General features: G+C 41.8%; 16 protein-coding genes. All 16 read left to right on the forward strand.

The window, feature by feature from the left end; genetic code table 11:
• The first annotated feature begins 12 nt into the window (after positions 1-12).
• The 16 genes from ASG93_RS12090 to ASG93_RS12165 all read left to right on the forward strand — a co-directional run bounded on the left by ASG93_RS12090 (position 13) and on the right by ASG93_RS12165 (position 12,942).
• Entirely contained in the window at positions 13-1,200 is a 1,188-nt protein-coding gene (locus tag ASG93_RS12090) for a sensor histidine kinase (RefSeq protein ID WP_082614876.1), read from the forward strand.
• A complete protein-coding gene (locus ASG93_RS12095; RefSeq protein ID WP_056832204.1) occupies positions 1,178-1,903 on the forward strand; it encodes a response regulator in 726 nt (241 codons plus the stop codon). The genes ASG93_RS12090 and ASG93_RS12095 overlap by 23 nt, the downstream gene beginning before the upstream one ends.
• A gap of 68 nt (positions 1,904-1,971) precedes the next feature.
• Positions 1,972-2,367: a hypothetical protein gene (locus ASG93_RS12100; protein WP_056832206.1), complete on the forward strand. Its 396-nt coding sequence runs from the start codon at positions 1,972-1,974 to the stop codon at positions 2,365-2,367.
• A 47-nt stretch (positions 2,368-2,414) separates the two neighbouring features.
• Complete coding sequence (locus ASG93_RS12105; protein ID WP_056832208.1) at positions 2,415-4,364, forward strand: DEAD/DEAH box helicase; 1,950 nt, start codon at positions 2,415-2,417, stop codon at positions 4,362-4,364.
• Positions 4,365-5,147 carry a ComF family protein gene (locus tag ASG93_RS12110; RefSeq protein ID WP_056832209.1) on the forward strand — a complete coding sequence of 261 codons (783 nt, stop codon included), beginning with the start codon at positions 4,365-4,367 and terminating at the stop codon, positions 5,145-5,147.
• A 121-nt stretch (positions 5,148-5,268) separates the two neighbouring features.
• Complete coding sequence (locus ASG93_RS12115; RefSeq protein ID WP_235550831.1) at positions 5,269-5,685, forward strand: flagellar protein; 417 nt, start codon at positions 5,269-5,271, stop codon at positions 5,683-5,685.
• Positions 5,686-5,787: 102 nt separating this feature from the next.
• Positions 5,788-6,066 (forward strand): flagellar biosynthesis anti-sigma factor FlgM, encoded by a 279-nt coding sequence (gene flgM, locus ASG93_RS12120; RefSeq protein ID WP_056832213.1) that lies wholly within the window; start codon positions 5,788-5,790, stop codon positions 6,064-6,066.
• Between the two features lie 29 nt (positions 6,067-6,095).
• Entirely contained in the window at positions 6,096-6,596 is a 501-nt protein-coding gene (locus tag ASG93_RS12125) for a flagellar protein FlgN (RefSeq protein ID WP_056832215.1), read from the forward strand.
• A 12-nt stretch (positions 6,597-6,608) separates the two neighbouring features.
• Positions 6,609-8,174, forward strand: coding sequence for a flagellar hook-associated protein FlgK (gene flgK / locus ASG93_RS12130; RefSeq protein ID WP_056832217.1), 1,566 nt, complete (start codon positions 6,609-6,611; stop codon positions 8,172-8,174).
• Between the two features lie 24 nt (positions 8,175-8,198).
• Entirely contained in the window at positions 8,199-9,128 is a 930-nt protein-coding gene (flgL, locus tag ASG93_RS12135; protein WP_082614877.1) for a flagellar hook-associated protein FlgL, read from the forward strand.
• A 15-nt stretch (positions 9,129-9,143) separates the two neighbouring features.
• On the forward strand, positions 9,144-9,710 hold the full coding sequence (locus ASG93_RS12140; protein WP_056832219.1) for a DUF6470 family protein: 567 nt from the start codon (positions 9,144-9,146) through the stop codon (positions 9,708-9,710).
• A gap of 68 nt (positions 9,711-9,778) precedes the next feature.
• Positions 9,779-10,213: a flagellar assembly protein FliW gene (gene fliW, locus ASG93_RS12145; RefSeq protein ID WP_056832222.1), complete on the forward strand. Its 435-nt coding sequence runs from the start codon at positions 9,779-9,781 to the stop codon at positions 10,211-10,213.
• Positions 10,207-10,440: a carbon storage regulator CsrA gene (gene csrA, locus ASG93_RS12150; protein ID WP_056832224.1), complete on the forward strand. Its 234-nt coding sequence runs from the start codon at positions 10,207-10,209 to the stop codon at positions 10,438-10,440. The genes fliW and csrA overlap by 7 nt, the downstream gene beginning before the upstream one ends.
• A gap of 172 nt (positions 10,441-10,612) precedes the next feature.
• A complete protein-coding gene (locus ASG93_RS12155; protein WP_056832226.1) occupies positions 10,613-11,422 on the forward strand; it encodes a flagellin in 810 nt (269 codons plus the stop codon).
• 153 nt (positions 11,423-11,575) lie between these two features.
• On the forward strand, positions 11,576-12,532 hold the full coding sequence (gene fliD / locus ASG93_RS12160) for a flagellar filament capping protein FliD (protein ID WP_056832228.1): 957 nt from the start codon (positions 11,576-11,578) through the stop codon (positions 12,530-12,532).
• 53 nt (positions 12,533-12,585) lie between these two features.
• Positions 12,586-12,942, forward strand: coding sequence for a flagellar protein FlaG (locus tag ASG93_RS12165; RefSeq protein ID WP_056832231.1), 357 nt, complete (start codon positions 12,586-12,588; stop codon positions 12,940-12,942).

A 12,942-nucleotide genomic window follows, 5' to 3' on the forward strand; every position in this document is an offset into this window, starting at 1 on the left:
AGCTCGTTTCATTTGCAGCCAGACGCTATAGATCGTGTCATTAAAAACGCAATTAACGTCATGGAGAGCAGCAAGTATCAAATGTTTGAAATCGCTGAAGCTTCTCGTTTGGAAAAAGAGGCCCTCACTCACGAGCTCGAAGAGATTAAGTATGAAACGAGTGTTACCATCGAGCTGGTTGACAATTTGGAGAGGGATTACAAGTGGTCTCGTATTCGACTTACGGAGGTCAGTCGTGATTTCAACAAGTACCGTGAGGAAGATATCAAGATTGCTTATGAAGCCGCGATTGCTTTTCAATTACAGCTGACAATTGCTAGGGAAAAAGAAAATAATCTAAAGACTAGGCGCAATGATCTGCAGGTACGCACGAAGAATGTGGACAAGCAGGTGGAGCGAGCAGAAACAATCGTATCGCAAATGAATGTGGTACTGGAATATTTATCGGGCGACCTCAATCAGGTGACTCGTATAATCGAATCCGCGAAGAACAGGCAATTACTCGGTTTGAAAATAATTTTGGCCCAAGAGGAAGAGCGGAAGCGCATTGCTCGTGAAATTCACGATGGTATGGCTCAAACCTTGGCGAATGTTGTGCTTCGAACTGAAATTGCCCAGCGTATGCTTGTGAAAGAGGATATTCCCGCAGTGAAGGAAGAATTAGTAGATTTGAAGGGCCAAGTCAGAGGGGGGCTTGAAGAAGTTCGTAAGATCATCTTCAACCTCCGTCCAATGGCGCTCGATGATCTAGGAATCGTTCCCACACTGCGTAAATATGTACAGGATTTCGAAGATAAGTATAAAATTCGCACACAGTTTAATCTCGTAGGCAAGGAGACTCGCATTCCGTCTGGGCTTGAAATTGCTATTTTCCGACTTGTGCAGGAAGCTTTATCTAATGTAAACAAGCATGCCAAAGCTACTTTCCTATCTGTCGAGCTCACACTGGAACCTGATCAAGTACAAATCTACGTGGTAGATAACGGGATCGGTTTCGACGTGCCGCAGACAGAACAAAGAATTGCCAAGGGGAATAATTTCGGTTTGCTAGGCATGCGTGAGCGTGTCGAGCTGTTGGAAGGCACGATGGTTCTAGAGTCCGAAAAAGATTCAGGTACAAAAATTACGATGCTAATCCCTATCGGCGGCGTTGGAGAGAACAAGGAGGAAAATCAGAATGGACAACACGGCGAGTCATAAACGCAATGTGCATATTGTCATTGCGGACGATCATCAGCTTTTTCGCGAAGGTGTTAAACGAATTATTAATATGGAAGATGATATGGAAGTCATCGGTGAATGCGGTGATGGTATCCAGGTTATCGAGCTTTGCAATCAAATCACGCCGGATATTGTTCTCATGGATATTAATATGCCGCTCGAGAACGGCGTTGTGGCGACTGAACGGCTTAAGCTTATTTTTCCAGACATCAAAGTAATCATTTTATCCATTCATGATGATGAGAGCTATGTGTTCGAAACTCTTCGCAAAGGGGCTTCAGGTTATCTACTGAAGGATATGGAAGCGGAGTCGCTTATTAATGCGATTCGTTCTGTAGTGGCTGGTCATGCTTACATTCACCCGAAGGTTACTGGCAAGCTGATTAATCAGCTCAGACGTATGACCTATTTGGATGATGTGGGTGTAGTTGGTTCCGGTCAAGGCATCAAAGATTCAGGTCTTAAATACATACATAATGCAAATAGTCCGCTAACTAAGCGAGAGGCAGAAGTGCTTCGTCTTATGGCGGAAGGTAAAAGTAATAAGCTGATCGGAGAGTTCCTCTATATCAGTGAAAAAACGGTGAAAAACCATGTCAGCAGCATTCTCCAGAAAATGGAAGTTGATGATCGTACACAAGCGGTTATTATAGCTATCAAAAATGGTTGGGTAACGTTGTAATCTCCATTTTACGAGAGGAACCCCCCTTAACTTTGCAGCATACACTGCAGGTAAGGGAGGGACCCGCTATGTGGATTGGATTGCTTTGGATCTTAGGTTGCTACGGAATCAGCATTGCTGTGCTCCATTTATTGCTCGGAACCCGCAGAGGTGGAAGCAAGAAACCGGCTAATGTGCTGCTCGTCACCAAAAATAATCAAAACCAAATTGAATGGTATATTCGCTCCTTGTTTTTCTTCTCGCGATTTAAGGGCAACGAAGTGAAGGCAACGATATTCGATGAAGGATCGTCCGACGATACGAGGAAAATCATTGAGCGTTTATCCCATAGCCATGCGTTAGAGCTGCGATATCAGACGGATTATGATGCGGTTGACCACTATTTACGTCAACACGATAATGAACCCGTGACGGTCGTACATCTAAGCAGCAGGGAGGATCTTGTGAAGATCCATGTCGGTTGAAGGCAACGGTTTTAAGTACTTAGATTACAAAGAGAGTAAGGTGAGGAATGAAGGTCCAACTTTACGCAGTTTGTTTGGGAAAAGAGTGGGAGTGGCGATTAACGATTCACTCACCGACAGACATCCAATATTGGTTCGAGCACTACGCAGCCGACGCCGGCCTCGTACTGTTCGAACCTTTTATTTCGTTAGGGCAGGGTGTGCGAATGCTTGAGAGGCTTCGGGGGGAGCGTTCATTCGAGTTCGGAATGGATGATAAGAGAATGCTACAGCGTTTTCGTCTGATAGCCAAACAATGTGAGATACCGAACGGTAAAGATTTGGATATGACACTAATTCGCTATGAAATGTGGAGGCAAGGAATGTTTCCAAGAATACCGTTGAATGCCACGGTATACGCCAAGATTGTTGAAGCTTGCAGCGGGAGGTCGCTGCTTATTGAGGAATTTCAACAGCTTTTGGAGGCTGCTGGAATAGACCTCCACTCTGAGGATGCTTGGTTATCTTACTTGCAATTGGGTCATCTCAACGCTGACTTAGATGTGGGGAATGGACTGAAGATTATGGAGCGCAGAGATTGGCGCAGAGGATTTAGGAAGATGATAATCTATCGCTGCAAACGTTGCGGCAGTGGTGAGGAGCGCATGTTTTGGTCGGACTGCCTACATTGCGGACAAGTATGCCCTTATTGTGAAGAATGCTTGACCATAGGGAGGTCACGGTTTTGTTCTTTGCTTGTTCTTGGGCGGTCGGAGGAGATAGCGCCGGATGGGAAGGGCGTGGTGGAGTCCCGTTGGGGACAGAGTGACCATGAGGGAAGTGCTCCATCTGAGCATTTTCGTACCTATTTGGAGCCGTGGGGGCTGAGTGATGCACAAGCGAGGGCATCCATGGAAGGACTACGCTATATAAGCGGGGAGATGGCAGAGGTCGGACCGAGGGCACGAGCAAGAGTAAAAGCGCGAACTGAAAGTAATGAACGGATGCCTAGGAGGTTTCTAATCTGGGCAGTTACCGGCGCGGGGAAGACGGAGATGATCTTTCCTTTGATCCATCACACTGTTGCGAGAGGAGGGCATGTACTTATCGCGACACCGCGCAAAGACGTGGTACTGGAGCTGCAACCGCGGATTGGGCGAGCATTTGCCGATTACAGCGTGGTGACGCTGTATGGTGGAAGCGAGCAGCGCTGGGAACAGGGGCAGATCACGATCGCGACAACGCATCAGCTGCTGCGCTTTCATGAGGCCTTTGATCTTGTCATAATCGATGAGATTGATGCTTTTCCCTATCATAACAATCCCATGCTTACTTATGCGGCAGCTAAAGTCTGTAAGCCAAACGGAACGAATATATTGCTTTCGGCCACACCGCCGAGAGCTGTAAGGCTCGCTGCAAAGAGGGGGCAATTACCGCATGTTCGAGTACCGGTACGCTTCCACAGGCACCCATTGCCAGTGCCTCAATTGGTTTCGGTCCCACCTCTGAAGAGAGTGGTACAGTCACAAGCGATGCCGGCTTCACTGCTTAAAAAGTTGGCGGCCTCGGTGGAACGAGGTGCACAGGTGTTTGTATTTGTCCCTAACATTCAGTTGGTTGAGCCAATGGTTAATCTTCTAAGGGCTAAACTAAGCCATGGCATGAATGAAACCGTTCTGTCTGTCGAAGGAACTTCATCAAAGGATCCTGCTCGAACAGAAAAGGTCCAATTTTTTCGAAACAGAGAGATCCGTGTGCTGGTCACAACAACGATTTTGGAGCGAGGAGTCACGGTGCCAAAGTCTGATGTGTTCATTATGGATGCTGACTCGCAGTTATTTGATGAAGCAGCGCTCGTTCAGATGGCTGGGCGCGCAGGCAGGTCGCAGGACGATCCGGCAGGGAAGGTCTATTTTGCAGCAAAAGAAATCACGCAATCTCAAAAGGAGGCTATTCGACAAATTAAGCAGATGAATCGCATCGCTCGTAAACGGGGCTATTTATTAAGGGGGAAATGAATGAGCTATCAGCAATTGGATATGAGAATTTTGATTAAAAAAATGATGGGTTCGGTGGCTTCGCTGCTTAGTCCGCTAAGAAAAGAATGTTTACTTTGCAAGCAGAATAGGACTCTCCATTTTGATGAGCTAGGACTTTGCCATTCGTGTTACACTCGAATTCCGTGGATTAGAGAGGCGCTTTGTCCAACTTGTGGACGAGGGGAGTTTTGCTCAGACTGCCAACGTAGGCCGCATTCCTATTTTATGAGAAGCCGCAGCGCTGTCAGATATGATGAAACGATGAAGGAATTGTTGGCGCGATATAAGTATCGTGGAGATGAACGTTTGAAGACGGTCCTCGGACAAATGCTTGTACATTCGTATCGTATGTTACATATGGATAGTGACACTTTACCAGCAGAATCCGATTCTGTGAAGGAGCTTATCACTTTCGTGCCTGTGAGCGAGCGGAGACTGCTGGAACGTGGTTTTAACCAAGCGGAGCAGATGGCAGTAGAACTAGGTCAAAGAGTAGGGATTCCTGTCATACCCCTTCTTAAGCGTTCCAAGCATACAGATAAACAAAGTTTCAAGAAGAGGAGCGAACGGTTGGACGATTTGGAGCATGTTTTTGAGGTAAATGATTCAATTCATGCTTATTTGGGAAAATCCCCGAATACTTCGTACGTTATTTATATTGTGGATGATGTTTATACGACTGGGAGTACCATGAATCAATGCGCCAAGGTTCTTGGAGAGTATTTATCTGCTGAAGTATTCGGACTAACGTGGGCGCGGTAGCAGGAATTGTCATCACATCTGTCAAAAATATTAATATTATTGTGCAAACGCTGTCGAATTGCTGTAAACTGGAATTAATAATTGGGTAGTGGTAATAATAGGAGGGGGCTGTACAATGGGCATGAATGTAGCTAATTGTCCGCGCTGCGGTAAAATATTCGTTAAAGGCTTTAACGACGTATGTCCGAATTGCGTTAAAGAAATAGATCTGCAATATGAGAGATGTGTGAAGTACATACGTGAAAATAAAGGGACAAACATTAACGACTTGAGCGAAGCAACAGAAGTTTCGATTAAACAGATAACTAAATTCATCCGCGAAGGACGAATTTCAATACTGAATGCGCCTAATTTGTCCTACCCTTGCGAAGTATGCGGTACTTTGATTAGGGATAAGACGATTTGCGAATCTTGCCGAAGTAAGTTAGCTAAAGATGTGAAGAACAATACAGAAGATGAGCTGCGAAGGCAAGAGTTAAACGCACAAAATAACAGGGGGGCTTTTAATATTAAAGATCGTTTGAAGGACAGACACTAATAAACATAAACGGAAAGATATAAAGTTTCATATGCCGGATGCCGATAACAGTATTAATGATTATCGGTTTTTGTTCATTAAAGGGATAAAGAGGTGTAACCTATGAAAATCAATGAAAATCAACGAATTGGAAATATTAATAAATATACACAAAACAATGAGAGTAGACCTCTAAACGGAACGGAAAAGAAAAAAAGAAAAGATGAAGTGCAAATCTCTGCTGAGGCCAAAGAATTACTGGAAAATACGAACGGACTTGAAAGAAGTGAACATAGAAAACATATTGAAGAGCTAAAGCGGTCCGTTGATGCAGGAACGTATCGAGTTGACGCCCACAAAATCGCAGATAAATTGTACCCTTATTTACGTAGTAACAAGTAGTATATCTTGCAGAGAATAGGTGATTTCGAGTGTCTATTTCAGTCATTGTGGAAACGATGGAGGAGCTAATTTCCCTTCATGATGCCCTATTGGAGACTTCCAAGGAAAAAACACCGGTTCTCGTGGACAATCGGGTAGATCGATTAAACAAAATTGTCCTTAAAGAGAGCAAATTGATTAAGCGGATAGAGGAAATCAATCAACTTCGAATTCAATTGATTGGCGAATATTTGTTATCTAGAGGGTATAGGCCTGACCCACGAGTTAAAGTCAGTGATTTAATTAAAGTAATTTTTAAAGCTGAAGAGAAGAAGAGCCTTACAGATATACATGAGAGATTATCTAATAAGATTAAGGAATTAAAACAGGTCAATGAGTTAAATCAGAATCTAATTGAGCATTCGTTATCATTTATTGATTATTCTATAAATTTGTTGATGAATACACCTGAACAAGATGCCGTATACAGTAATCCTCATCAACAGTATTATGCGTCAGCAAGAAGCGGTTGGTTCGATACGAAAGCGTAAAGGAGTGCAATTATGAGATCCACATTTCATTTGCTGGAAACGGCGAAGCGTAGCTTATTCACGCAACAAGCAGCACTTAACACGACGGGACATAATATTGCTAACGCCAACACGCCTGGTTTCTCTAGGCAAGTTGCCAATACGACCGAAAGTATCCCGATTGAAGCCTTTGGCATAAACCGCTCCAATGCACCTGGGCAACTTGGAACAGGAGTTGAGGTAACCTCGATTACTAGAGTTCGCGAAAAATTTCTGGATGATCAATATCGGAATGAAAATAAGGCCTTTGGCAGCTGGAATATCCAATCTGATACGCTTGAAAAGCTAGAAACGGTAATGAATGAACCTTCGGATACGGGACTCCGAACAGTTTTAGATAATTTTTGGAAATCATGGTCAGATCTGAGTAAAGATCCTGAAAATGTAGCAGGTCGTAAGATTGTTAGAGAAAATGCAGTAGCATTGGCAGATGCATTTCATTTTACAAGCGATAAATTAAAAGATTTACAATCAGACTTGACCAATAATATTGAATTAAAATCAAAAGAAATCAACTCCGTTTCTTCTTCGATTGCGAATTTGAATCTGGAAATCAAAAAAATCGAAAGTTTAGGCGACGATGCCAATGATTTAAGAGACCAGAGGGACTTATTAACCGATAATTTGTCGAAGATTGTAAACGTACAGGTTGTTGATACGCCTGATGGGTATACCATTAATATGGGTAATACAAATTTAGTAACTGGTGATACTGTCAATGCGACCACCTCAGCCTCATTAATGTCCGACTACTCTTCAGGTAATCTGAATAGTGGTGAAGTACAAGGCATGATAATCTCTAGAGATAAATTTGTGGCTGACTATCAAACGCAATTGGATACTTTAGCAAATTCGATTGCTAACGGTGACATTACGATTACCATACCTGCGGGGTCAGTCTTGCCGGATAAAACAGTTTTGAACGGCAAAGTCTATACGGGCGCGGCAAGAACACTAGCTAACGATTTAACGGTTACTGTAAAAGGATTAAACGGCCTTCATAAATTAGGGTATACATTAGATAATCCGGTTCAAGGCGCTCAGGATTTCTTTACTGCTAAAGCAGGTTTCTCGAATATTACAGCTGAGAGCTTTCAATTAAACCCTATTATTGATAAGGATACTTCAAAAATTGCAACATCACTTAGAACCGATGGAACAGGTGCAGCTGAGACAGTTACAAAAGGAAATAATACCTTAGCGCTATTGATGAGCCAGTTGAAGGACACTAAATTTAATTTTGATCCGACCAATTCTGGGGCCATTCTAAATTCAGGAACAGTTGATGACTTCTTCCGATCCATTGTAGGACAACTAGGCGTACAGGCTCAAGAAGCCTCCCGCCAATTAGATAACCAAAAAGCGCTCGTAGACCAAGTAGACAGCCGCAGACAGTCCGTAAGTGGAGTTTCATTAGATGAAGAAATGTCCAATATGATTAAGTTTCAACATTCTTATACAGCTGCAGCAAGAGTTATGACTACTTTCGATGAAATGTTAGATAAAGTGATTAACGGTATGGGGATAGTAGGTAGATAATCGTACGTAGAGGAGGTTTTATAAGTGGTCTTAAGAGTGACGCAAGGAATGATCCAATCACAGTTACTAAGTAATATTAGTAATAATGTGAAACGAATGAGTGTAAGCCAAAACCAACTTTCTACTGGGAGAAAAATCAATAAACCTTCGGACGATCCAGTAGGAATTACATATGCACTTCGGTATCGCAGTGAAATTTCTATTAATGATCAATACCAAAGAAACATTGATGCGGCTAAATCTGCTGTTGACCATACAGATACCGTCCTCTCCCAAATAAATGACGTCATGCAAAGGGCTAAAGAATTAACGGTCCAAGGATTAAATGGAACTAATCCGCAATCTGCGCTTGATGCGATTGGCATCGAAATGGGACAACTATATGAAACTGCAGTAGGTCTTGGGAATGACCAGTTAAATGGGAAGTATACGTTTAATGGACAATTCACAGATAAACAACCCTATTCAATTGCTACAGCATCAGTAGATATACCGGATGATCAGAAGATAAACTACCAGGTATCTGCTGGTATAACCATCCCAATAAATCAAACCGGAAATGATGTATTTGGAGCTCCAGACACGACAACCAATCCCAACAACGACAACTTATTTAAAATTTTAAAGGGTCTGCAGGATGCTTTCTCTCCAAGTCCTCCTGGAACACCAGCAAATTTGACTGTGGCAAAGGGGTTAATGACCGATCTATCAAAACGATTTGACAATTTTCAAACGGTGCGATCTGAAGTAGGTGCGCGAGCTAACCGTATAGATCTCATGGATAACAGACTCAAAGATCTAGACGTAAACCTTACTGATCTTAGCAGCAAAACAGAAGATGCCGATATGGCGGAAACTATCACTAATTTAAAAACGGATGAAAATGTATATCAAGCATCTCTATCAACAGGAGCAAAGATTATTCAACCCAGCTTGATAGACTTCTTAAGATAATAAGGAGGTTCGTCTTTGAACATACCTAGATTATCTATCCGCCAAACGTACGCAGAGATTGGTATTGATACTCAGAATGCGCAGTTTGCTATTCAATCTCCGCCAGGGCAATTGGATATCAAACAGCAGGCTGCAACAATCGATATTACTAGTCCCAGTGGAGAATTAAGTGTTGATTCCTCTGCTGCTTGGAGTGCCTTAGGTAAGGGAAACCACTTGGAATGGATGAATCAAATTTATAGCCAACTTCACTCAGTAGCGCTGCAAGCAATCGGTAAGATTGTTGAAGATGGCAACCGAATGGCCATGATCACAAATCCTAGTAATCCATTTGCCGAGATCGCCGGAAACCAAATGAATGAACAAAACCCTGTGGAGTATGTAGGTGAGGCTTCAAACCTCAACGTGAAGCTAAATTATGAAATGAGAAAGCCGGAAATTAATATTACGCCTCATAAAGCCGAGATTCAATATACGGCTCAGAAACCTCAGATTAGCTATAGTCCTGGGAATATAGACATTTATGTAAAGCAAAAGAATTCAATAGAAATAAATGTAAGCTCTTATGATTGGTATAAGTAGGTTATCATTAATAATTTAAGGCAATAGCTAATGCTATTGCCTTAAATTATTGAAAAGGAGGATATAGAATGTTTGATTATATAAATGGGAAAACAATTAGCTTTAAAGGTTCAATTCTTGGCTTTAAGGAATTAGATTTATTTGAATTTGAGACAATTGATGAAAAGGGACCATTTGCTTATTTAAAGAGTATAGAAGAAAAAAGTATCGGTTTTGTTGTAGCTAACCCATTTACTTTTTTCCAGAACTATAGTTTTGAGTTGGATGAGAAAGATAAGACATGGCTGAAAATAAATACACACGAAGAGGTACTTGCACTAGGGATCATAACTTTAAAGAAACCATTTGAGAAATCAACAATGAACTTGGTAGCTCCGCTTGTTATTAACATTAACCATCAATCAGGTAGCCAAATTGTGCATGCACCTTCGAGAGACTTTAGTACCCAAACACCTTTATTCCCAAAATTCAACGAGAAAGGAATTGAGGGTGTAACATGTTAATTCTTACAAGAAAAAATGGGCAGTCTATTCTCATAGGCGAGAATATTGAAGTATTTATCACATCGATAGATGGCGATCAAGTAAAAATAGGCATCAATGCTCCTAATGATACCAGAATATATCGTAAGGAAGTATTTGAGGCCATTCAGCAAAGCAATAGAGAAGCGATTACTGAGCTTCCAAATATCGAAAATATGAGAAAAATGCTGAATTTAGAGGATGTTTAGGTAAATAATTATATAACCCAATTTTGAAACGAGAAAAAATAAAAAAATTTAGCGAAAAAAAACTAAATTTGCTATAAACTTTATTATTGCTTCAGCCGACATAATATATATAGGGTCAAAGACCTATACAATCCACATGGATGTGGAATACAAATTCAAGGAGGAATTACAAATGATTATCAACCACAATCTTAACGCAATGAACTCTCACCGCAACCTCGTGTTTAACAACGCACAACAAGGTAAGTCCAGCGAAAAATTGTCTTCCGGCTTCCGCATCAACCGCGCGGCAGACGACGCAGCAGGTCTTTCAATCTCCGAGGGAATGCGCTCCCAAATCAAAGGGATGAACCAAGGTATGCGTAACGCTCAGGACGGTATTTCTCTTGCACAAACAGCTGAGGGTGCAATGAACGAAGTTTCTGACATGCTGACGCGCATGAAAGAACTTTCGACTCAAGCGCAAAGTAGTACGTACAACAACACTGATCGTACAGCAATGGATTCTGAATACCAACAATTGAAAACAGCTATCACTGATATTGCTACAAACACACAATTTAACGGTATCAATTTGTTGGATGGTAGTGGTACAAATGCCTTCACGATTCAAACAGGTGGCGGTGCTGCTGACCAAGTAATCATGGACATGACGAAAGCAGATATTACTGGCTTGACACTTGGTGGTGTAGGTACACAGGCATTGGCTACAACCGAAAGTGGTAACGTAGATACTGCTATCAAAGCGGTTAACGCTGCTCGCTCCGCACTTGGTGCATACCAAAACCAACTTGAGCATGTTTACAACAACACTAGTGTAAACACAGAAAACCTGCAAGCTGCAGAATCCCGTATTCGTGATACTGACATGGCTTCTGAAATGATGAATTACACTAAATTCAATATTCTTCAACAAGCGTCCACGGCAATGCTGGCACAAGCGAACCAAGCACCACAAGGCGTATTGCAATTGCTCCGTTAATCAACAATCAGTTTATACAAAGAAAGGTCTTCGATTTCGAAGGCCTTTCTTTTTTTGTAAGAATTTTTCGAATTTCTTCGAAAAAAGCTAATCAATAATACCATATTGTACGATAAATATAGTAGACAATGAATAACTAAGGAGATGAATAGAATGGTTATGCGAATAACGGGTTTGTCCTCTGGGATGGATATTGATGGTATGGTCAGCAAGCTAATGAAAGCGGAGCAGCTACCGATCGACAATCTCAATAAGCAAAAAACAAAGAACGAGTGGCTACAGGATTCATACCGTGCAGTAAACACGGCTATTTATCCGTTAAGTGAACAGGGCAAGCAATTACAGTATAACTACAACTGGCCAACGGCTTCAGGAACGGATGCTAGTGGCAATCCTGTCTTCACGCAGGCTGATAAAGATGCTATTTACGCAAAAATAAACAGTTTTGTATCGACTTATAACGATACAAGCGTTGCTATGAAATCCAAGTTGGATGAGACGGTAGAACGGAGTTATCAACCACTTACTAGCGATCAAAAGAAGGCAATGAGTGATGTTGATATAAAAAATTGGGAAATTAAGGCCAAACAAGGTCTTCTTCGCGGAGACACGATTGTGTCTAAAGCATATTTGGATTTACGCTCCGATGTGACTACTGAGGTGACTGGAATAGCGTCTACCTATAAATCACTTGATGATATTGGTGTTACGACGGGTGCTTATAGTAAATATGATCCTTCCACTGCCGGAAAATTATATATTGATTCGACGAAATTAAAAGCTGCTATTGATGCGGATCCGCAAGCCGCCATTAATTTGTTCACGACACATGGTACTGGTACAGATCGTGGTATTGCACAACGGATCTATGAGGATGCTGGCAATACGATGTCGGAGATTTCGAAAAAGGCTGGTTCGACAAACGGATCATATACTAGCACTTATACGTCTTTGGGCAAGAAGGACAATGATCTCGCTCAAAAAATCGCAGATATGACAGAAAAGCTTAACAAGAAAGAGGACAACTTCTATAGAATGTTCAGCACGATGGAGACTGCAATTGAAAAAGGGAATTCACAAATGAGCTGGCTGCAAAGTCAAATGGGTTAATTACATGTAGCAGTAATCTTTGGAAATATGCTCAATGAAAAGGAGGAAACCTAATGGATATTCAATCCAAACTTCCCCATGCTCAAATGCCGTCAGTAACAAAGGATGTGTCTGAGCCGATTAAGGCAACCGGAGAGTATGCTGAAATAAAAGAAAAGAGCAAGTCACAAATACTAACGGTTGGGGAGAAAGCGTTACTTGATTCAATTAATAAGGCTAATAAAGCGGTTCAAGGAACCCCACATGAATTTAAGTATAAAATACACCAATCAACTGGTGATGTAATTGTACAAATTTTAAATAAAGATACCCAAGAAGTCATTCATGAAGTGCCATCTGAGAAATTTATCGAATTGGTGGAGAAACTTCAGGAGTTAACAGTGGGTACAATCATTGACGAGAAGAGGTGA

It is taken from the genome of Paenibacillus sp. Soil787, from assembly GCF_001429545.1.
Classification (GTDB): Bacteria; Bacillota; Bacilli; order Paenibacillales; family NBRC-103111; genus Paenibacillus_E.

Excerpts from the sequence above, each read along its gene's own strand:
- fliD (WP_056832228.1), top strand. The coding sequence starts at position 11,576 with ATGGTTATGCGAATAACGGGTTTGTCCTCTGGGATGGATATTGATGGT.
- ASG93_RS12115 (WP_235550831.1), top strand. The coding sequence starts at position 5,269 with ATGAATGTAGCTAATTGTCCGCGCTGCGGTAAAATATTCGTTAAAGGC.
- flgM (WP_056832213.1), top strand. The coding sequence starts at position 5,788 with ATGAAAATCAATGAAAATCAACGAATTGGAAATATTAATAAATATACA.
- flgK (WP_056832217.1), top strand. The coding sequence starts at position 6,609 with ATGAGATCCACATTTCATTTGCTGGAAACGGCGAAGCGTAGCTTATTC.
- ASG93_RS12095 (WP_056832204.1), top strand. The coding sequence starts at position 1,178 with ATGGACAACACGGCGAGTCATAAACGCAATGTGCATATTGTCATTGCG.
- csrA (WP_056832224.1), top strand. The coding sequence starts at position 10,207 with ATGTTAATTCTTACAAGAAAAAATGGGCAGTCTATTCTCATAGGCGAG.
- ASG93_RS12100 (WP_056832206.1), top strand. The coding sequence starts at position 1,972 with ATGTGGATTGGATTGCTTTGGATCTTAGGTTGCTACGGAATCAGCATT.
- ASG93_RS12105 (WP_056832208.1), top strand. The coding sequence starts at position 2,415 with ATGAAGGTCCAACTTTACGCAGTTTGTTTGGGAAAAGAGTGGGAGTGG.
- fliW (WP_056832222.1), top strand. The coding sequence starts at position 9,779 with ATGTTTGATTATATAAATGGGAAAACAATTAGCTTTAAAGGTTCAATT.
- ASG93_RS12165 (WP_056832231.1), top strand. The coding sequence starts at position 12,586 with ATGGATATTCAATCCAAACTTCCCCATGCTCAAATGCCGTCAGTAACA.
- ASG93_RS12110 (WP_056832209.1), top strand. The coding sequence starts at position 4,365 with ATGAGCTATCAGCAATTGGATATGAGAATTTTGATTAAAAAAATGATG.
- ASG93_RS12155 (WP_056832226.1), top strand. The coding sequence starts at position 10,613 with ATGATTATCAACCACAATCTTAACGCAATGAACTCTCACCGCAACCTC.